The 17,828-nt window shown below is 61.0% G+C and carries 20 protein-coding genes and 1 pseudogene; 10 read left to right on the top strand and 11 right to left on the bottom strand.

What is annotated here, in order from left to right; genetic code table 11:
• Nucleotides 1-32: 32 nt before the first annotated feature.
• Together M5B44_RS01355 and cysK are read right to left on the bottom strand one after the other, a co-directional pair.
• Complete coding sequence (locus M5B44_RS01355) at nucleotides 33-971, bottom strand: aspartyl/asparaginyl beta-hydroxylase domain-containing protein (protein ID WP_085710304.1); 939 nt, start codon at nucleotides 969-971, stop codon at nucleotides 33-35.
• Nucleotides 972-1,158: 187 nt separating this feature from the next.
• Nucleotides 1,159-2,133 (bottom strand): cysteine synthase A, encoded by a 975-nt coding sequence (cysK, locus tag M5B44_RS01360; protein WP_248738018.1) that lies wholly within the window; start codon nucleotides 2,131-2,133, stop codon nucleotides 1,159-1,161.
• A 129-nt stretch (nucleotides 2,134-2,262) separates the two neighbouring features.
• Here cysK and M5B44_RS01365 point away from each other — a divergent pair, with 129 nt between their 5' ends.
• On the top strand, nucleotides 2,263-3,339 hold the full coding sequence (locus M5B44_RS01365; RefSeq protein ID WP_114881818.1) for a DUF748 domain-containing protein: 1,077 nt from the start codon (nucleotides 2,263-2,265) through the stop codon (nucleotides 3,337-3,339).
• A gap of 4 nt (nucleotides 3,340-3,343) precedes the next feature.
• Here M5B44_RS01365 and M5B44_RS01370 read toward each other — a convergent pair.
• Nucleotides 3,344-3,601, bottom strand: a pseudogene (locus M5B44_RS01370) (DUF2442 domain-containing protein); the annotation flags it as partial.
• Between the two features lie 225 nt (nucleotides 3,602-3,826).
• On the opposite strand from M5B44_RS01370, the gene M5B44_RS01375 reads away from it, so the two are divergent.
• Complete coding sequence (locus M5B44_RS01375; RefSeq protein WP_076566454.1) at nucleotides 3,827-4,672, top strand: AAA family ATPase; 846 nt, start codon at nucleotides 3,827-3,829, stop codon at nucleotides 4,670-4,672.
• A 12-nt stretch (nucleotides 4,673-4,684) separates the two neighbouring features.
• Nucleotides 4,685-5,863, top strand: a complete 1,179-nt coding sequence (locus M5B44_RS01380; RefSeq protein WP_007956512.1) for a vWA domain-containing protein — start codon at nucleotides 4,685-4,687, stop codon at nucleotides 5,861-5,863.
• A 33-nt stretch (nucleotides 5,864-5,896) separates the two neighbouring features.
• On the opposite strand, the gene M5B44_RS01385 is transcribed toward M5B44_RS01380, so the two are convergent.
• From M5B44_RS01385 to M5B44_RS01400, 4 genes are read right to left on the bottom strand one after another with little or no spacing between them, the layout of a single operon-like run.
• On the bottom strand, nucleotides 5,897-6,814 hold the full coding sequence (locus M5B44_RS01385) for a biotin-dependent carboxyltransferase family protein (protein WP_248738019.1): 918 nt from the start codon (nucleotides 6,812-6,814) through the stop codon (nucleotides 5,897-5,899).
• Complete coding sequence (locus M5B44_RS01390; RefSeq protein WP_248738020.1) at nucleotides 6,811-7,515, bottom strand: 5-oxoprolinase subunit B family protein; 705 nt, start codon at nucleotides 7,513-7,515, stop codon at nucleotides 6,811-6,813. Before M5B44_RS01390 ends, M5B44_RS01385 begins: the two co-directional genes overlap by 4 nt.
• Nucleotides 7,512-8,264: a 5-oxoprolinase subunit PxpA gene (locus M5B44_RS01395; RefSeq protein ID WP_248738021.1), complete on the bottom strand. Its 753-nt coding sequence runs from the start codon at nucleotides 8,262-8,264 to the stop codon at nucleotides 7,512-7,514. Before M5B44_RS01395 ends, M5B44_RS01390 begins: the two co-directional genes overlap by 4 nt.
• 60 nt (nucleotides 8,265-8,324) lie before the next feature.
• A complete protein-coding gene (locus M5B44_RS01400) occupies nucleotides 8,325-9,611 on the bottom strand; it encodes an MFS transporter (protein ID WP_248738022.1) in 1,287 nt (428 codons plus the stop codon).
• Nucleotides 9,612-9,757: 146 nt separating this feature from the next.
• On the opposite strand from M5B44_RS01400, the gene M5B44_RS01405 reads away from it, so the two are divergent.
• Nucleotides 9,758-10,669 carry a LysR family transcriptional regulator gene (locus M5B44_RS01405; RefSeq protein WP_248738023.1) on the top strand — a complete coding sequence of 304 codons (912 nt, stop codon included), beginning with the start codon at nucleotides 9,758-9,760 and terminating at the stop codon, nucleotides 10,667-10,669.
• Nucleotides 10,670-10,703: 34 nt separating this feature from the next.
• Here M5B44_RS01405 and M5B44_RS01410 read toward each other — a convergent pair whose 3' ends face one another.
• Genes M5B44_RS01410 through M5B44_RS01420 form a run of 3 tightly spaced genes read right to left on the bottom strand, consistent with a single transcriptional unit; the run spans nucleotide 10,704 to nucleotide 12,554 of the window.
• Nucleotides 10,704-11,246 carry a DUF2937 family protein gene (locus M5B44_RS01410; RefSeq protein ID WP_007956487.1) on the bottom strand — a complete coding sequence of 181 codons (543 nt, stop codon included), beginning with the start codon at nucleotides 11,244-11,246 and terminating at the stop codon, nucleotides 10,704-10,706.
• A 14-nt stretch (nucleotides 11,247-11,260) separates the two neighbouring features.
• Nucleotides 11,261-12,037, bottom strand: coding sequence for a class II glutamine amidotransferase (locus M5B44_RS01415; RefSeq protein ID WP_003222625.1), 777 nt, complete (start codon nucleotides 12,035-12,037; stop codon nucleotides 11,261-11,263).
• A 16-nt stretch (nucleotides 12,038-12,053) separates the two neighbouring features.
• Complete coding sequence (locus M5B44_RS01420; RefSeq protein ID WP_085710282.1) at nucleotides 12,054-12,554, bottom strand: MFS transporter; 501 nt, start codon at nucleotides 12,552-12,554, stop codon at nucleotides 12,054-12,056.
• Between the two features lie 99 nt (nucleotides 12,555-12,653).
• Between M5B44_RS01420 and M5B44_RS01425 the strand changes: the two genes are divergently transcribed.
• Both M5B44_RS01425 and M5B44_RS01430 read left to right on the top strand, forming a co-directional pair.
• The gene (locus tag M5B44_RS01425; RefSeq protein ID WP_248738024.1) at nucleotides 12,654-14,708 is read left to right on the top strand and encodes a S9 family peptidase; all 2,055 of its coding nucleotides are present in this window, start codon (nucleotides 12,654-12,656) and stop codon (nucleotides 14,706-14,708) included.
• Nucleotides 14,709-14,817: 109 nt separating this feature from the next.
• Entirely contained in the window at nucleotides 14,818-15,291 is a 474-nt protein-coding gene (locus M5B44_RS01430; RefSeq protein ID WP_085710279.1) for a cyclic nucleotide-binding domain-containing protein, read from the top strand.
• On the opposite strand, the gene M5B44_RS01435 is transcribed toward M5B44_RS01430, so the two are convergent.
• Complete coding sequence (locus M5B44_RS01435) at nucleotides 15,288-15,572, bottom strand: hypothetical protein (protein ID WP_248738025.1); 285 nt, start codon at nucleotides 15,570-15,572, stop codon at nucleotides 15,288-15,290. The two genes, M5B44_RS01430 and M5B44_RS01435, sit on opposite strands and share 4 nt — an antisense overlap.
• Nucleotides 15,573-15,650: 78 nt before the next feature.
• Between M5B44_RS01435 and M5B44_RS01440 the strand changes: the two genes are divergently transcribed.
• The 4 genes from M5B44_RS01440 to M5B44_RS01455 all read left to right on the top strand — a co-directional run bounded on the left by M5B44_RS01440 (nucleotide 15,651) and on the right by M5B44_RS01455 (nucleotide 17,825).
• Complete coding sequence (locus tag M5B44_RS01440) at nucleotides 15,651-16,337, top strand: hypothetical protein (RefSeq protein ID WP_248738026.1); 687 nt, start codon at nucleotides 15,651-15,653, stop codon at nucleotides 16,335-16,337.
• Between the two features lie 49 nt (nucleotides 16,338-16,386).
• Nucleotides 16,387-16,758, top strand: coding sequence for a YajD family HNH nuclease (locus M5B44_RS01445; protein ID WP_007944009.1), 372 nt, complete (start codon nucleotides 16,387-16,389; stop codon nucleotides 16,756-16,758).
• 137 nt (nucleotides 16,759-16,895) lie between these two features.
• On the top strand, nucleotides 16,896-17,366 hold the full coding sequence (locus M5B44_RS01450) for an RNA methyltransferase (protein ID WP_007958066.1): 471 nt from the start codon (nucleotides 16,896-16,898) through the stop codon (nucleotides 17,364-17,366).
• A gap of 81 nt (nucleotides 17,367-17,447) precedes the next feature.
• Complete coding sequence (locus tag M5B44_RS01455) at nucleotides 17,448-17,825, top strand: DUF2892 domain-containing protein (RefSeq protein ID WP_096819384.1); 378 nt, start codon at nucleotides 17,448-17,450, stop codon at nucleotides 17,823-17,825.
• Nucleotides 17,826-17,828: the final 3 nt, after the last annotated feature.

Here is a 17,828-nt window from a genome sequence, read left to right on the forward strand (position 1 = left end):
ACGAGCGGTTTTTTATGCTTCTAAATCCAGCCTCAACCAAACAGCCAATACCCCAGCAACGTCAACACCACCACTGCCAGCACTGGCCGCATCACACGGTAGGCCTTTGGATTGCGGCGTTTCCACTGCTTGACCACACCGCTGAACCGGTCGCTGAAGTTCTTGGTCCAGGCGTAAGCCTGGTTGATCCCGCCAACGCGTTCGTCGTCAAGGTTCTGCGGCGCGGTAGCGCGGCCCAGCCAGGCACTGATGGAGCGGTTGATGCGGGTCATGAGGCGGTTGCTCAGCGGACGCTCGACGTCGCAGAACAGGATGACGCGGGTCTGTTCGGTTTCGTTCTTGACCCAATGCACATAGGTCTCGTCGAACATCACGTCTTCACCGTCGCGCCAGGCGTAGACCTGACCATCGACGAAGATCCGGCAATCGTCGGAGTTCGGCGTCGACAGGCCCAAGTGATAGCGCAGGGAACCGGCGAACGGATCACGGTGCGGGTTCAAGTGGCTGCCGCCCGGCAACAGCGCGAACATCGCGCCCTTGACGTTGGGGATGGCACTCACCAGTGCCACGGTTTTCGGGCACAGGGTTTCGGCCGATGGCAGCGGTTTGTCGTACCACTTGAGGTAGAAACGCTTCCAGCCCTTTTTGAAGAACGAGCCGAAACCGGCGTCGTTGTTCTTCTCGGCGGCGCGGATGTAGCCCTCGTCGAACAGGTGCATCGCTTCGTCGCGGATGGTTTCCCAGTTGTCGCGCAGCACGTCCAGTTCCGGGAACTTGCTGCGGTCCAGGTACGGTTTGGACGGCACACCGGAAAACAGGTACATCAAGGCGTTGTACGGAGCGAACAGCGCCGAATGGTTGACGAACTGGCGCAGCACCGGCAAACGCGCCTTGCCGCGCAAATGCACGTAGAGGATGCTGCTCACGAACAGCAGCAACACCAACACCTTGGCGGCCAACGAAAAGGTCATCAACGACTCCTTGAAAAAAGACAACGCCACGCAATGTCATTTACCCGACATGGCGGCCGGCCATGATAAACACTACCGGCTCCGGGAAAAACCCGCCCGACCCAAGATTCAGTGTTAAGAATTGCGCAACAAAGCACTAATTAACATAACGAGCCTGAACCTTGGCTGATCTGAATCAACGGGAGGCTTACTGCTGGTTCTCCTGATCGGTGAACAGATCGCTGAACAACATGCTCGACAGATAACGCTCACCGGAGTCCGGCAGTACCACCACGATGGTCTTGCCCTGCATTTCCGGGGTTTCCGCCAGGCGCACCGCGACAGACATCGCCGCACCGCAGGAGATCCCGCACAGAATCCCTTCTTCCTGCATCAGACGCAGCGCCATGACCTTGGATTCTTCGTCGGTCACGCGCTCGACCCGATCCACCATCGACAAATCCAGGTTCTTCGGTACAAAACCGGCGCCAATGCCCTGAATCTTGTGCGGGCTCGGCTTAATCTCCTCACCGGCCAGCGCCTGGGTGATCACCGGCGAAGATACGGGCTCCACCGCCACCGAGAGAATCGGTTTGCCCGCCGTATTCTTGATATACCGCGAGACACCGGTGATGGTTCCACCGGTACCGACGCCCGCCACCAGCACGTCGATGGCACCGTCGGTGTCGTTCCAGATTTCCGGGCCGGTGGTTTTTTCGTGGATGGCCGGGTTGGCCGGGTTATCGAACTGAGCCGGCATGAAATATTTGCCCGGGGCACCAGCAACGATCTCGGCAGCCTTTTCGATTGCGCCTTTCATGCCCTTGGCAGGCTCGGTCAGCACCAGTTCGGCACCCAGCGCCTTGAGCACCTTGCGCCGTTCGATGCTCATCGAGGCCGGCATGGTCAGCATCAGTTTGTAACCGCGAGCGGCCGCCACGAAGGCCAGGCCGATGCCGGTATTGCCCGAAGTCGGCTCGACGATGGTCATGCCCGGCTTGAGTTTGCCGCTGCTTTCGGCGTCCCAGATCATGTTCGCGCCGATCCGGCACTTCACCGAGTAACCCGGGTTGCGACCTTCGATCTTGGCCAGAATGGTCACGCCACGGGGCGCAATGCGATTGATCTGTACCAGCGGCGTATTGCCGATGGAATGGGCGTTGTCAGCAAAAATACGGCTCATGGCTGGGTCCTTGTGCAGCGTTGAATTCAGCTCTCCAAGGTAAGCCTGTTGCTCTTGCCAGTCCAGTCGGGTCGAACGTCTGCAACCGCCGGCAGTCAATCGCTTTACACCCGCTCGGGAATTGCCGCCATGAAGCGTCGCTACCGCTGGCCGTTGTGGATCCTCGCCACTGTCGTTGTACTGCTGATCGCCCTGCACATCGCCCTGCCTTACGTCGTGCGCGACTATCTGAATGACAAGCTGGCCAACATGGGCGACTACCGTGGCCAGGTCACCGATGTCGATCTGGCTCTGTGGCGCGGCGCGTACAAGATCAACGGCCTGAAGATCGTCAAGGTCGACGGCAAGGTCCCGGTGCCGTTCGTCAACGCTCCGTTGATCGACTTGTCCGTCAGTTGGCATTCACTGTGGTACGACCATGCTGTGGTGGCCCAGGTAAAGTTCTTCAAACCTGAAGTCAACTTCGTCGATGGCGGTGCCAACAAGCAGAACTCCCAGACCGGTAAGGGCACCGACTGGCGCGCGCAGTTGGGCAAGCTGCTGCCGATCACCCTCGATGAAGTGCAGATCCACGATGGTCGCATCAGCTTCCGCAACTTCAACTCCAAACCGCCCGTGAACATGAATGCCACCAACGTCGAGGCCAGTATTTACAACCTGACAAACGTGGTCGACACCAAGGGCAAACGCGATGCCCGATTCGAAGGCAAAGCCCTGCTGCTGGGCCAGGCACCGCTGGAAACCTCGGCCACATTCGACCCGCTAAGCAATTTCGAAGACTTCGAGTTCCGCTTGCGAGCCCGCGATCTCGAACTCAAGCGCATGAACGACTTCGCATCGGCATACGGCAAATTCGACTTCAACGCCGGCCACGGTGACGTGGTCATCGAAGCCCAGGCCAAAAAGGCCCAGCTCACCGGCTACATCAAGCCGTTGCTGCGCGACGTTGAAGTGTTCAACTGGCAACAGGATGTGGAAAACAAGAACAAAAGCATCTTCCGCTCAGTCTGGGAGGCACTGGTCGGCGGTACTGAAACCGTGCTGAAAAACCAGGCCAAAAACCAGTTCGCCACCAAGGTCGAACTCAGCGGCAGCGTCCATCAGCAAGATATCAGCGCATTCGAAGCGTTTTTGCAGATTTTGCGCAATGGATTCATCCAGGCTTTCAATGCCCGGTATGAGCGGCCGAAGCCGGATGCGGGCTAGGTATTTGCGCGAGCGCATCCAGATACAAGGTATCGGCGCCGAGCTGAATATCCGGATCCAGCCATTCCACGGTCCAACCCTCATCTCCGAGGTTTACTGCGCAGAACACCTCTGGATCAAGTAATGGCTTGAGGCCCGGATACCTTTGAAGATCCTGGCTCAAATCGACACGCAACTGCTGACCATCAACAAAGGTCAGCACCAGACAAAAATCCTCCAAAGGTTCTACAGACGATAAACGAGGGCGTTTCCTGGGTAGCATCGGTTCCGATCCTCTTTCAGAGATGTTCAGCAGGCTACTTCCAAACCGATGATCGCTGAATGCTGGCTTTGCGCCGAAACTGAGTCAACATGTGACGCCCCATTCAGAGACTGAATAAGCCGTCTGCGTTCACAGTCGACCGGGCCGCGCGTTATAGTCGGGCATCCGATTATTTCGCCCCCGCCCTGCCCGTTCAGGTCGGCGTTACCGTTCGAGGATTAGCAGATGAAGTTCGAAGGCACCCAGGCCTACGTCGCCACCGATGACCTGAAGCTGGCGGTCAACGCCGCCATCACCCTGGAGCGGCCGCTGCTGGTCAAGGGCGAACCGGGCACCGGCAAGACCATGCTCGCCGAGCAACTGGCCGAATCGTTCGGCGCCAAGCTGATCACCTGGCACATCAAGTCCACCACCAAGGCCCATCAGGGCCTGTACGAGTACGATGCGGTCAGCCGTCTGCGCGACTCGCAACTGGGCAATGAAAAAGTCCACGACGTGCGCAACTACCTGAAGAAGGGCAAGCTCTGGGAGGCGTTCGAGTCCGAAGAACGCGTCATCCTGCTGATCGACGAAATCGACAAGGCCGACATCGAGTTCCCCAACGACCTGCTGCAAGAACTCGACAAGATGGAGTTCTACGTTTACGAGATCGACGAGACGATCAAGGCCAAGAAGCGTCCGATCATCATCATTACCTCCAACAACGAGAAAGAGCTGCCGGACGCTTTCCTGCGTCGCTGCTTCTTCCACTACATCGCCTTCCCCGACCGCAGCACCCTGCAGAAAATCGTCGACGTGCACTACCCGGACATCAAGAAAGACCTGGTCAGCGAAGCGCTGGACGTGTTCTTCGACGTGCGCAAGGTGCCGGGCCTGAAGAAGAAGCCGTCGACCTCGGAACTGGTGGACTGGCTGAAACTGCTGATGGCCGACAACATCGGCGAAGCCGTGCTGCGCGAGCGCGATCCGACCAAGGCCATTCCGCCGCTGGCCGGGGCGCTGGTGAAGAACGAACAGGACGTGCAACTGCTGGAACGTCTGGCGTTCATGAGCCGTCGCGGCACCCGCTAAGAGGCTGACGCCATGTTGCTCAACCTGTTCAATGAAATGCGTGCAGCCAAGGTGCCGGTCTCGGTGCGCGAGCTGCTCGACCTGATCAACGCGCTGAAACAGCGCGTGACCTTCGCCGACATGGACGAGTTCTACTACTTGTCCCGGGCGATTCTGGTGAAGGACGAACGGCATTTCGACAAGTTCGACCGCGCGTTCGGCGCCTACTTCAACGGCCTGGAAAAGCTCGACGATCACTTGCAGGCGCTGATTCCCGAAGACTGGCTGCGCAAGGAATTCGAGCGTTCGCTGACCGACGAGGAACGCGCGCAAATCCAGTCCCTCGGCGGCCTGGACAAGCTGATCGAAGAGTTCAAGAAACGCCTGGAAGAACAGAAGGAACGTCACGCCGGCGGTAACAAATGGATTGGCACTGGCGGCACCAGCCCGTTCGGTTCCGGTGGCTTCAACCCGGAAGGCATCCGGGTCGGCGACGCCGGCAAGCGCCAGGGCAAAGCGGTGAAAGTCTGGGATCAGCGCGAGTACAAGAACCTCGACGACTCCGTGGAACTGGGCACCCGCAACATCAAGGTCGCCCTGCGCCGCCTGCGCAAATTCGCGCGCCAGGGCGCGGCGGAAGAACTGGATATCGACGGGACCATCGACCACACCGCCAAGGACGCCGGCCTGCTGAACATCCAGATGCGCCCGGAACGGCGCAACACGGTGAAGCTGTTGCTGCTGTTCGACATCGGCGGCTCGATGGACGCCCACGTGAAGATCTGTGAGGAACTGTTCTCGGCCTGCAAGACCGAGTTCAAGCATCTGGAGTACTTCTACTTCCACAACTTCATTTATGAATCGGTGTGGAAGAACAACATGCGCCGCACTTCCGAGCGCACCTCGACCCAGGATCTGCTGCACAAGTACGGTGCCGACTACAAAGTGATTTTCATCGGTGACGCCGCGATGGCGCCTTATGAAATCACCCAGGCCGGCGGCAGCGTCGAGCACTGGAACGAAGAGCCGGGTTATGTGTGGATGCAGCGCTTCATGGAGAAGTACAAGAAGCTCATCTGGATCAACCCATATCCGAAAGATACGTGGGGCTACACCTCGTCGACCAATATCGTGCGGGATTTGATTGAAGATCAGATGTATCCGCTGACGTTGCGCGGGCTGGAAGAAGGGATGCGGTTTCTGTCCAAGTAATCCGGGATCGTCCCCCGCTCTGCGGGGGAACGATTAACCCAAGCGTTTCAGATATTCGACATGCTCCCGGTGCGCGACGTCCTGCACCACCGGGCGCAATCTGACTTTCGCCCCTGGCAGACATTGCGCCAGTCGGGCCAGCGCCAACGGCGTCAACGCACCCAATCGCGGGTAACCGCCAATCGTCTGCCGATCATTGAGCAACACGATCGGCTGCCCGTCCGGTGGCACCTGCACCGCACCCAGCGGAATGCCCTCGGAAATCATCGGTTTGCCCTGATACTGCAATGCAGTCCCCAGCAGCCGAATGCCCATGCGATCGGCACGACTGTCCAGCGTCCAGGCACTGTTGAACGCATCGAACAGGCTCTGCCCGCTGAACTGACCGATCTGCGCGCCCAGCACCAGATCCAGCGGCGCGTCGAGGCGCAGATCCGGTCGATGCTGAGCCGGGACCTCACGCACCAAAAGGGTTTCGCCCTGATAACTCAGCGAAGCGCCCTTGGTCAGCGGCAAGCCAAAACCATCAAGACCACCGAGTTCCTCACGTACCACCGTGGCACTGCTACCCAACACTTTCGGCGCGTTGAAACCGCCGGGCGCCGCCAGATAGGCCCGCGCCCCCAGCAACGGCTGGGTGAGCTTCAAGGTCTGCCCTTTATGCAGCTTGAAACTGCGCCACGGCGCCAACGCTTCACCGTCAATCTGCGCGCCCAGATCGGCACCGGCCAGCGCCAGCAGACAATCCTCTTGCGCCTCCACCGCAAACCCGCCGAGGGTGATTTCGATCACCGGCAAATCCAGGCCATTGCCCAGCAACCAGTTGGCCCAGGCCATCGACCGCCAGTCCGCCGCGCCGCCCTGGGTCACGCCCAGATGGCGCACGCCAAACCGCCCGGCGTCCTGCAACAGGCACAGCGGAGTGCTCGCTTCAATCGTCAGTCGGCTCATGACAACGCCTCCAAGGGTGTGTCATCACCGCCGAGGCTGATGAACTCTGCGTGGCTCACCGCTTCGAAGCGCACGGTATCGCCGGGCTGCATCAAGCTGTAGCCATCGCGCTCGCGGTCGAACAGTTTTGCCGGCGTGCGACCGATCAGGTTCCAGCCACCCGGAGACACCACCGGATACGCGGCGGTCTGGCGCTCGGCGATACCGACGCTGCCGGCGGCGACTTTCTTGCGTGGTGTATTCAGACGCGGTGCCGCCAGGACTTCTTCAACCAATCCCATGAAAGCAAACCCCGGTGCAAACCCCAGAGCAAACACCTGATATTCCCTGGCGCTGTGACGACGAATCACCTCTTCCACTGACAAGCCGCTGCGCTGCGACAACAGGCTCAATTCCGGTCCGACGCTAAGGTCGTACCACACCGGCAGCACATGGCACTGGCCGCCGGTGCGCGCATTCGGCGACAGGTCGATCAAGGCTTCGGCGATCAGTTCCCGGGCCTGACCCGGATTCAATTCGGTCAGGTCGTAATGCACCATCAACGTGGTGTACGACGGCACCAGATCGATCAGGTGCGCGCCAAACACTGTGCGCAACCGCTCGCTGGCGGCGAGCATCCATGGCATGTTGGTTTCGGCGATTTCATCGAACAGGCGCAGCATCAGGCAATCCAGTGCCACCACTTCCACCCGCGGATTCATGGCGCGCTCTGCTTGTTCAAGGCCTGACGAATGCGCTGCACGGCCGCCACCGAACTGGCGTTGTCGCCGTGTACGCACAAGGTATTGGCTTGCAGGTGCAGCGCGCTGCCGTCGCTGGCGGTGAGGTTGTCGCCACGGGCGATGGTCAGCGCTTGCCCGATGATGGTTTCGGCGTCGTGATGCACCGCGCCCGGCAGTTGCCGTGAGACCAGTCGGCCAGCACTGTCGTAGGCACGGTCGGCGAAGGCTTCGAACCACAGGGTCACGCCGTATTCGTCGCCGAGCTGTTGCGCAGCGGTGTTGTCGCGGGTGGCCATCAGCATCAGCGGCAGGCTGCGGTCGTAAGCCGCGACGGCCTGGATCACTGCCCGCAACTGAGCCGGGTTGGCCATCATGTCGTTGTACATTGCGCCGTGGGGTTTGACGTAACTGACCTTTCCACCCTGGGCACGGCAAATGCCGTCGAGGGCGCCGATCTGGTAATGCAGGATGTCTTGCAGTTCCTGGGCGGTGTAGGCCATGGAACGCCGGCCAAAACCCACCAGATCCTGATAGGCCGGATGCGCGCCGATCTGCACGCCGTGGCTCAGGGCCAGGCTGACGGTCTTGCGCATGATGCTTGGGTCGCCGGCGTGGAAACCGCAGGCAATGTTGGCGCAATCGATGAAGGGCATGACTTCCGCGTCCAGACCCATGGTCCAGCTGCCGAAGCTCTCGCCGATGTCACAGTTCAATAGCAGGCGGCTCACGGTGAACACTCCTGTAGCTTTTGTCTTTTTTTATCGTAGGGCGTTGTCGCAGGTTATCAGTTACTGCGCGTCCAGTTGCTTGCCACGGGTTTCCGGCAGGCTCAACGCCGCCAGGATCACCACGCCGTAGGACACTGCCGCAAAGGCACCGATACCTACACTCAGCGGTACTTTCTGGCTGAGCGGCCCGATCAGCAGCGGGAACAATGCCGCCAGCGCCCGGCCGATGTTGTAGCAGAAGCCCTGGCCCGAGCCGCGAATCCGGGTTGGAAACAGTTCAGTCAGAAACGCCCCCATGCCACTGAAAATCCCCGACGCAAAAAAGCCCAGCGGAAAGCCCAGCCACAGCATCACGCCATTGCTGACCGGCAATTGGGTGTAGAGCAGAACGATGGTGAACGAGCCGACCGCGAACAGGATGAAGTTCTTCTTGCGCCCCAACAGGTCGGTCAAATAGGCGCTGATCACATAACCGGCGTAGGAACCGATGATCACCATCGCCAGATAACCTCCCGTGCCGAGTACGCTCAAGCCGCGCTCGTTCTTCAGAAAAGTCGGCAACCAGGAGGTGATCGCGTAGTAACCACCGAGGGCACCCGTAGTCAGCAACGAGGCGCGGAACGTCGTGAAGAGCATGCCCGGGGCGAAGATCTCGTAGAACTTCGACGGACTGTCCGGAGTTTGCTTGGCCTTGGCTTCGCGGTAGATCTCGGGGTCCTTCACCAGACGGCGGACGAAAATCACGAACACCGCCGGCACAATGCCGAGGATGAACAGTGCGCGCCATGCATCTTCCGGTGGCAATACCGAGAACAGCAGCGCATAGAGAATTGCCGTCAGCCCCCAACCGAGCGCCCAGCCGGATTGCACCATGCCCACCGCTTTACCACGATCCTTGGCGCGGATCACTTCACCGATCAGCACCGCGCCGGCGGTCCATTCGCCGCCGAAACCGAAGCCCATCAGGGTGCGGGCGATCAACAGTTGTTCGTAGTTCTGGGCAAAACCGCAGAGGAAGGTGAAGAAGGCGAACCACAGCACCGTCAGTTGCAGGGTGCGCACACGGCCGATGCGGTCGGACAGAATCCCCGCCACCCAACCGCCGATGGCCGAGGCGATCAACGTGCTGGTGTGAATCAGCCCGGCTTCTCCGGTGGTGATGCCCCACATCGCGATCAGGGTCGGCACCACGAAGCTGAGCATCTGGGTGTCCATGCCGTCCAGACCGTAGCCGATCTTGCAGCTCCAGAAGGTGCGGCGCTCCTGCTGGTTGATGTTGCGATACCAGTCGAACGGGCCGGGACGGGCCGTGGTCTTGGGGAGGTCGAGGGTGTCGGGCGCACTCATGGCATGTCTCCGCAGGCTTTTATTGGTCTTGTTCGAAGCTCCGACGACGCCTATCGTGGGAACCGGATGCGTCGATTCTTGGGTGCGTCACCCGGTCGCGTCCAACGAATAAAAACCCGCTCAAGACATAAGAAAAATTTGTTGCCATGAACCTGAAGTTTCTCGAGACCTTCGTCTGGGTCGCCCGGCTGAAGAGTTTTCGCCTGACCGCCGACAAGCTGTTCACCACCCAGGCTTCGATCTCTAGCCGGATCGCGGTGCTCGAAGGCGAGCTTGGGGTGAAGCTGTTTGTGCGGGATTCGCGCGGTGTGAGCCTGACGCCGGAAGGCCTGAAAGTGCTGGACTATGCCGAACAGATGCTCGACACGATGCAAGCGCTGAAGCAATCCATCGAGACCCGATCGAGCAAGGTCGGCCGGGTGCGCATCGGGGTGATGGACACGGTGATTCACACCTGGCTCAGCCCGTTGGTGGCGCAGATGACCGACCTGTATCCCCGGGTGGAAATCGAGCTGGTGGCGGATACCTCGCTGAACCTCTGCGATCAACTGCAAAAAGGCTTTCTCGATCTGATCCTGCAAACCGATCTGGTGCGCCATGAAAGCGTGCGCAGCCTGGAACTGGCCAGCCACCCCATCGGCTGGATCGTCGCCAGCCATTCGATCTACAACCGTGACTACCAAAGCCTCGCCGACCTGGCGCAGGAACGGATCATCACTTATTCGAAAAACTCCCGGCCGCATCAGGACATTCTGGCGCTGATGCAGGCCCAGGGCGTGCTGGCGCCACGCTTGAACTGTGTGAATTCGGTGTCGGCGATCACCCGCTTGTTGCGCGACGGCTTCGGTATCGGCGCGCTGCCGCCAGTGCTGGTGGCCGAAGAACTGGCGCGGGGCGAACTGACCCTGCTCGACATCGATCAACGGCCACCCGCTCTACAAGTGGTGGTGTCGTGGCGGGTCGGTGTGGAATGGGTCGAAGAGATTGTGACGCTGTGTCAGCAGGTGCTGGAGGGGTATGCGCGCAAGGTGGGCACGGATTACATCGTTCTGAGTTGATCGTTCCCACGGCGTGGGAACGATGCATCGAGGTTTACAGCCCGCGTACATCCCGGTCTTCGATCGGCCGGCTCTGGCGCAGGCGTTTGCCGCCCAACACTACCCAGTCGATCAGACGGAACAGGCATTCGAGGCCGAACGACAGCAGCAGCGCGCCGCTCATGCCCCAGATCATCGCCTCTGGCGTCAGCAGGATCTGGTAGCTGTAGCCATTCCAGGTTTCCTTGCGGATATCCGGATCGGCGGCCAGCACCACTTGCAGGAAGCGGATGTACCACGGCCCTTGCATCGCCTGGAATTGCTTGTCCAGCGCCAGCTGACGGTTGAGCAAGGTGCTCAGGCTGTCGGCATCGCTGCGAAACACCGGGTCCTCGCTGGCGCGATAGTGGGCGACCAGCGCCTGGATATCACCCTTGAAGAACTGCTCGGCAGTGCCCTGGAAGCCGCGCAGACCGGTCTGCGCCTCGATCAGATGCGCTTCGACCCGCTTGGCATAATCGTTGATGAACCCCGGCACCTGGACACCGATCAACAGGCCCGCCGCAAACAACACCAGCCGTAGATAACTGAGCAACATCGAGGAGAGATCCTTTATTCGGTCGTGCCCTGGCTTACGCATTCGCCGCGTCGCCACAGACTCCATTGGCCCGGTTCGTAGCGGGTCCAGGTTTCATTTTCGGTCAGAGGTTCGGTGGCAATCACCGTGACCACATCGTTGGGCGTGGTTTCGGCCTGGAAGTCGACGATCACATCGACGTCCTTGAGCCGCGCCGGGCCGAACGGTGCGCGCCGGGTGATCTGTGCCAGTTTGGTCGAGCAATAGCAGAACAGCCAGTCGCCGTCGCTGAGCAGGCAATTGAACACGCCTTTGCTGCGGTATTCGGCGCATGCGGCAACCAGATCCGGCAGCAGCACTTCTATATCGACCGGTTCCGGAAACGCTGCACGTACGCGGTTGAGCAAATCGCAGAACGCCGCTTCGCTGTCGGTATCGCCGACCGGGCGGTAGAAGCTCTTGATCGGGGTGAAATCGGCGAGCTGGCCGTTGTGCGCGAAGCACCAGTTGCGTCCCCACAGTTCGCGGACGAACGGATGGGTGTTGGACAGGCAGACCTTGCCGACGTTGGCCTGACGGATATGGCCGATCACCACTTCGCTCTTGATCGGATAACGCTGCACCAGATTGGCGACTTCCGACTCGCAGCTGGCTGCCGGGTCCTGGAACAGCCGCAGCCCGCGACCTTCATAGAAGGCGATGCCCCAGCCATCGCGGTGCGGACCGGTGCGACCGCCGCGCTGCATCAGCCCGGTGAAGCTGAACACGATATCGGTCGGCACGTTGGCGCTCATGCCCAATAGTTCACACATGTGCGGGCTCTCGTGATTACAGACGCGGCTCGACGCGCCCGCGCTGCGGATTGCTCGGCAGCGGTGGACGGCCGTAACGATCATCGCCGGCACCGCCGAACGGTTGATCGCCGTCACGCTCGTCTTCGGCACGGGCGGCCGCGCGGGCGGCCTCGGCCTGTTCCTTGCGCGCTTTCGAAGCGCGTTCGATCGGGAAGCGGATCAGCACGAAAATCAGGTACAGGCCGAACGCGATCATCGCGTACATGAGCAATTCGGAAATCGCCCGCCAGGCGTTGTTGCCGACCTTGAATGCCAGGTCCAGCGCCGTGATGGCGACGGCCGGGGCAAATTTTTCCTTCACCGGATCGATGATGGTCGGGCTGAACAGCAACACCGCCATCAGCACACGCAGCGGCTCGCGCAGCCAGCGCCACATCCAGCGGGTCATGCGCATCCATACCAACAGGCAGCCTACGGCAGCAAAGGCGTAGAGGCCCCAGGCGATCAGATAGTCGTTCTCGGTCATGGTGTCCATGGCAAGGCAGGCAAAGAGGCGCTTATAGTAACGACTTTTCGCACATCAGGCTTCCCCGCCGTCCGTGCGGTCCTCATTTGTCATGTTCGAGAGCCCTCCATGCCCGTATCCGCCAACGTCACCAGCGCCCCGATTGCCCGCAAGGATGCCGGTGCCGACCCGTATGCCTGGCTGCAGGAACGCGACACCGACGCGGTGCTCGACTACCTCAAGGCCGAAAACGACTACCAGCAGGCACAGACCGCCGATCAGGCCGGACTGCGCGAAACCCTGTTCGAGGAGATCAAGGGCCGGATCCTCGAAACCGACCTGTCCCTGCCGTCACCGTGGGGCCCGTATCTGTATTACACGCGCACCACGGCAGGGGACGAATACCCGCGCCACTATCGCTGCCCGCGTCCGGCCGACGATAGCCTGACCCTCGACGAAAGCCACGAACAACTGCTGCTCGACCCGAATGCCCTGGCCAATGGCGGCTTTTTCTCCCTTGGCGCATTCAGCATCAGCCCGGATCACCAGCGTCTGGCCTACAGCGTCGATGCCTCGGGCGACGAGATTTACACGCTGTTCGTGAAGGAACTGGCCAGCGAGCGCATCAGCGAACTGGAATTCCAGGACTGCGACGGCAGCATGACCTGGGCCAACGACAGCCTGACGCTGTTTTTCGGCGTGCTCGACGACACCCATCGTCCGCACAAACTGTTCCGCTACCGCCTCGACGGCACCGCCGCCGAAGAGGTGTTCCACGAGCCGGACGGGCGTTTCTTCCTGCATTGCTACCGCGCCAGCTCCGAGCAGCAATTGCTGTTGTCGCTGGGCAGCAAGACCACCAGCGAAGTCTGGGCGCTGGATGCCAATCAGCCGCACCAGCCGTTCACCTGCCTGGCGCCACGGGTCGAGGATCACGAATACGACGTCGACCACGGCAAGCTCGACGGCGAATGGACCTGGTTCATCCGCACCAACCGCGACGGCATCAACTTCGCCCTGTATCAGGCGCCGGACACCGGCATCGCGCCGAGCGAAGCCGACTGGCAGAACCTGATTCCCCACAGCGATTCGGTGATGCTCGATGGCGTGACCCTCAACGCCGAAGCCCTGACCCTGAGCCTGCGCGAAGGCGGTTTGCCGATCATCGAAGTTCGCCCACACGGTCTGGCGCCTTATCGTGTGCAATTGCCGGACGCGGCCTACAGCCTCTATGTGCAAAACAGTCTGGAATTCGAAAGCGACCGCATTCGCCTGCGTTACGAGGCTTTGAATCGCCCGGCTCAGGTTCGGCAACTGATCCTCGCCACCGGCGAACAGACCGTCCTCAAGGAAACCCCGGTGCTCGGCCCGTTCGACGCCGACGCCTACGTCAGCCAGCGCCTGTGGGCCACGGCTCCGGACGGCACGCTGGTGCCGATCAGTCTGGTGATGAAACGCGAATTGCTCGGCAAACCGGTGCCGCTGTACCTTTACGGTTACGGCGCCTACGGTTCGAGCCTCGACCCGTGGTTCTCCCACGCCCGCCTGAGCCTGCTGGATCGCGGCATGGCGTTCGCCATCGCCCACGTGCGCGGCGGCGGTGAACTGGGCGAAGCCTGGTATCGCGCCGGCAAGCAGGAACACAAGCAAAACACCTTCAGCGACTTCATCGCCTGCGCCGAATTCCTGATCCTCAATGGCATCACCACCGCGCCACAACTGGCGATCAGCGGCGGCAGTGCCGGTGGCCTGCTGATCGGCGCGGTGCTTAACCAGCGCCCGGATCTGTTCGGCGTGGCGATTGCCGAAGTGCCGTTCGTCGATGTACTCAACACCATGCTCGACCCGGAGCTGCCGCTGACCGTCACCGAATACGACGAATGGGGCAACCCCGAAGAGCCTGACGTCTACGAACGAATCAAGGCCTACGCGCCGTACGAAAACGTCACTGCCCAGGCCTATCCCGCGACGCTGGTGATCGCCGGCTACAACGACAGCCGCGTACAGTACTGGGAAGCGGCGAAGTGGGTGGCGAAACTGCGCGCGACCAAGACCGACGACAACCCGCTGCTGCTCAAGACCGAACTAGGCGCCGGTCATGGCGGCATGAGCGGGCGTTATCAGGGATTACGTGACGTAGCGCTCGAATATGCATTTGTTTTCAAGGTTCTGGGCATCGCCTGAGGAACTCCGCCGGTCACTTGGGTCTTAATTCCGGGCACCGGAAGCCGATAATCAAGTCGGCTCCCGGTGGCGAGCCTGTAACCCGACACAACAAAAAGACCGCGATGACATGTCAGAACCGACCTTACTGAACAACGAAATCCGTGACTGGCTGATGGACTGCGGCCTGTTCGATCAATTGCAACTGGCGGACTTCGCCGCTGCCTCGGGCTACTTCAGCATCAGCACCGTGGCCGAAGGCGAGGCGATCTTTCGCGAAGGCGATGCCGGCAGTTTCATGTGCATCATCCACACCGGCCAGGTGGCCGTGCAGAAAACCGGCGCTGACGGCCAGGTCATCACCATGGCCACTCTGCGCAGCGGCCGGGCGTTCGGCGAAATGGCGGTGCTCGATGGCGAACGCCGCTCGGCGACCTGTGTAGCGGCAAGCAACTGTCAGCTGCTCAACCTCGGCAAGGACTCGCTGGAAAAAATGCTCAACGACGCGCCGAAGATCGCCGCCAAGATCATCCGCGCCCTCGCCGTTTCCCTCTCCAAACGCCTGCGCATGGCCGACGGCCAACTGGCGGCGCAACAGATCTAGCCGCCGGGGGATTTGGGTTTTCCGTCGGGCTGCTCTATACCCGGCACTGGCTGATCCTTGGATGGCGGGCTGGGCATCTCGATCGGCACCAGCGGTGGCCCGCCACTGCCGGAGCCGGCCTTGGGAATCGATACCGGACTGATCTGCGGATACGGCGTCGGCGTTGCGGTGCCGGGCGAACCCGGTTGCGGGGTCGGGCTGGCGGGAATCGTCTGTTGGGCCTGCACTGCAGTAATCGAGAGCGCGGCCAGGGCAATGACCGTTAGAATGGTGCGCTTCATCAAGGGCTCCGTTGCCTGAAGTCTGCTCTCAGGCTACTCCCAACGGGCCCGCTTGCCTTCCCCCCTGTAGAGATTTCCATGAAACGTTTCGTTCTGCTCGACACCACGCCGATCCCTGACAACGGCGGCGCCCTGTGCCTGTTCGAGTATGGCGAGGACTTTGTCATCAAGATCCAGGGCGGCGATGGCGGGCAATTGATGAACACCCGCATGCACGGCTCCGAAGACGCATTGGCCGAGATCCCGTGCCGCAAGGTCGCCGGCCGGCCGGACTCGCGGGTGCTGATCGGCGGGTTGGGCATGGGCTTCACCCTCGCCTCCGCGCTCAAGCATCTGGGCAAGAACGCCGAAGTGGTGGTCGCCGAGCTGGTGCCTGGCGTCGTTGAATGGAATCGCGGCCCGCTCGGTGAAAAGTCCGGACGTCCGCTGCTCGACCCTCGCACCGTGATCCGTCAGGAAGACGTGGCCAGGGTGCTGCAAAGCGAGCCGAACGGTTTCGACGCGATCATGCTCGACGTCGACAACGGCCCCGAAGGCCTGACCCAGAGGGCCAACAGCTGGCTGTATTCCGCCGCCGGCCTCGCCGCTTGTGCCAGGGCGATGCGACCCAAAGGCGTACTGGCGGTATGGTCCGCCAGCGCCGACCGGCAGTTTTCCGACAAATTGAAGAAGGCCGGTTTCAAGGCCGAGGAAGTGCAGGTCTTCGCCCACGGCAACAAGGGCACCCGCCACACGATCTGGATTGCCGAGAAGCTCAAGGGCTGAGCTAAACTTGCGTCATAACCGTCATTAGTCTTTCTACAAAGGTGAACCCATGAGTTCGTCCACCCCGACCAACACTTCGAAGCTGGATCGCATCCTCGCCGACAACCAGCGCGACAAGGAAATGGGCTACCGCGACAAGGCCCTGAAGATGTATCCGCACGTGTGCGGCCGCTGCGCCCGTGAGTTCTCCGGCAAGCGTCTGAGCGAGCTGACCGTGCATCACCGCGACCACAACCACGACAACAACCCGCAGGACGGTTCCAACTGGGAACTGCTGTGCCTGTACTGCCACGACAACGAACACTCGCGCTACACCGACCAGCAGTATTTCGGCGAAGGCTCACTGAGCACGCCGAAAATCGCCAAGGCTACGCACAACCCGTTTGCGGCGCTGGCCGGCCTCATGAAAAAAGAAGACTGAAGATCTTCAGCGTCTGACCCGGCCCTTTCGCGAGCAGGCTCGCGAAGGCGGCCTGGCAGACACCGCCAATCTCAAACTGAACACCCCTCCCCCAATCCCCGTATAATCGCCCTCTTTTTCCCGAAGGCACCCCGCTCGTGGCAGACAAACGGTACAGCTGCATTGGTTTGTATAACCCCAAATCACCGGAAAACGTCGGTTCGGTGATGCGCGCCGCAGGCTGCTATGGCGTGTCGACCGTGTTCTACACCGGCAAGCGCTATGAGCGCGCCGCCGATTTCGTCACCGACACCAAGCGCGTGCACTACGACATCCCGCTGATCGGCATCGACGACCTGAAAAAAATCCTGCCGCTCAACTGCGTCCCGGTCGCCGTGGAACTGGTCGACGGCGCCCGCCCGCTGCCGGAATACACCCACCCGGATCGCGCCCTGTACATCTTCGGCCCCGAAGACGGCTCGCTGGATCAAGAGATCCGCGACTGGTGCGAAGACGTCGTGTACATCCCGACCACCGGTTGCATGAACCTCGCCGCCACGGTCAACGTCGTGCTCTACGACCGCATGGCCAAAGGCTTGAACACCCGTTCCGGGCCGAAATTCCGCTGAAACGCCGCACATCCGATGGAACGAGCTGACCGCCCCGGCAGTCAGCTTGTTTATCCATCACTCATTGCCTGGAGAAAGATCATGACCGAGCTCAAACGCGTCGAGCGTATCGAATCCACCCCGTTCCAGACACGTTCCGAACAGAACGTCGAAGGCTGGGAGCGCATCGGCTCGCTGGCCGGCGGCGTGATCATGGTCGGCAAGGGCCTGCGCCGTGGCGGAGTGTTCGGTCTGATCCAGGTGGCAATTGGCGGCGTGGCCATGGCCCGTGGCATCACCGGCCACAGCTCGGTGAAAAGCCTGCTGGAGAAAAGCCGTCAGGACATGAACAACGTGCGCACGAAAATCGAGCGCGCCGGTGAAGAGTTGAGCAAACTCAAAGCCAATGCCGAAGCGGCGACCAAGACCGCCACCGTGACCGGCAATGATTCGGTGAAGTCACCCAAAGCCGGGGTCTGATCG

It is taken from the genome of Pseudomonas sp. MWU12-2029 (assembly GCF_023242425.1).
GTDB lineage: Bacteria > Pseudomonadota > Gammaproteobacteria > Pseudomonadales > Pseudomonadaceae > Aquipseudomonas > Aquipseudomonas kribbensis.

Excerpts from the sequence above, each read along its gene's own strand:
- M5B44_RS01355 (WP_085710304.1), bottom strand. The coding sequence starts at position 971 with ATGACCTTTTCGTTGGCCGCCAAGGTGTTGGTGTTGCTGCTGTTCGTG.
- cysK (WP_248738018.1), bottom strand. The coding sequence starts at position 2,133 with ATGAGCCGTATTTTTGCTGACAACGCCCATTCCATCGGCAATACGCCG.
- M5B44_RS01365 (WP_114881818.1), top strand. The coding sequence starts at position 2,263 with ATGAAGCGTCGCTACCGCTGGCCGTTGTGGATCCTCGCCACTGTCGTT.
- M5B44_RS01375 (WP_076566454.1), top strand. The coding sequence starts at position 3,827 with ATGAAGTTCGAAGGCACCCAGGCCTACGTCGCCACCGATGACCTGAAG.
- M5B44_RS01380 (WP_007956512.1), top strand. The coding sequence starts at position 4,685 with ATGTTGCTCAACCTGTTCAATGAAATGCGTGCAGCCAAGGTGCCGGTC.
- M5B44_RS01385 (WP_248738019.1), bottom strand. The coding sequence starts at position 6,814 with ATGAGCCGACTGACGATTGAAGCGAGCACTCCGCTGTGCCTGTTGCAG.
- M5B44_RS01390 (WP_248738020.1), bottom strand. The coding sequence starts at position 7,515 with ATGAATCCGCGGGTGGAAGTGGTGGCACTGGATTGCCTGATGCTGCGC.
- M5B44_RS01400 (WP_248738022.1), bottom strand. The coding sequence starts at position 9,611 with ATGAGTGCGCCCGACACCCTCGACCTCCCCAAGACCACGGCCCGTCCC.
- M5B44_RS01405 (WP_248738023.1), top strand. The coding sequence starts at position 9,758 with ATGAACCTGAAGTTTCTCGAGACCTTCGTCTGGGTCGCCCGGCTGAAG.
- M5B44_RS01410 (WP_007956487.1), bottom strand. The coding sequence starts at position 11,246 with ATGTTGCTCAGTTATCTACGGCTGGTGTTGTTTGCGGCGGGCCTGTTG.
- M5B44_RS01415 (WP_003222625.1), bottom strand. The coding sequence starts at position 12,037 with ATGTGTGAACTATTGGGCATGAGCGCCAACGTGCCGACCGATATCGTG.
- M5B44_RS01420 (WP_085710282.1), bottom strand. The coding sequence starts at position 12,554 with ATGGACACCATGACCGAGAACGACTATCTGATCGCCTGGGGCCTCTAC.
- M5B44_RS01425 (WP_248738024.1), top strand. The coding sequence starts at position 12,654 with ATGCCCGTATCCGCCAACGTCACCAGCGCCCCGATTGCCCGCAAGGAT.
- M5B44_RS01430 (WP_085710279.1), top strand. The coding sequence starts at position 14,818 with ATGTCAGAACCGACCTTACTGAACAACGAAATCCGTGACTGGCTGATG.
- M5B44_RS01435 (WP_248738025.1), bottom strand. The coding sequence starts at position 15,572 with ATGAAGCGCACCATTCTAACGGTCATTGCCCTGGCCGCGCTCTCGATT.
- M5B44_RS01440 (WP_248738026.1), top strand. The coding sequence starts at position 15,651 with ATGAAACGTTTCGTTCTGCTCGACACCACGCCGATCCCTGACAACGGC.
- M5B44_RS01445 (WP_007944009.1), top strand. The coding sequence starts at position 16,387 with ATGAGTTCGTCCACCCCGACCAACACTTCGAAGCTGGATCGCATCCTC.
- M5B44_RS01455 (WP_096819384.1), top strand. The coding sequence starts at position 17,448 with ATGACCGAGCTCAAACGCGTCGAGCGTATCGAATCCACCCCGTTCCAG.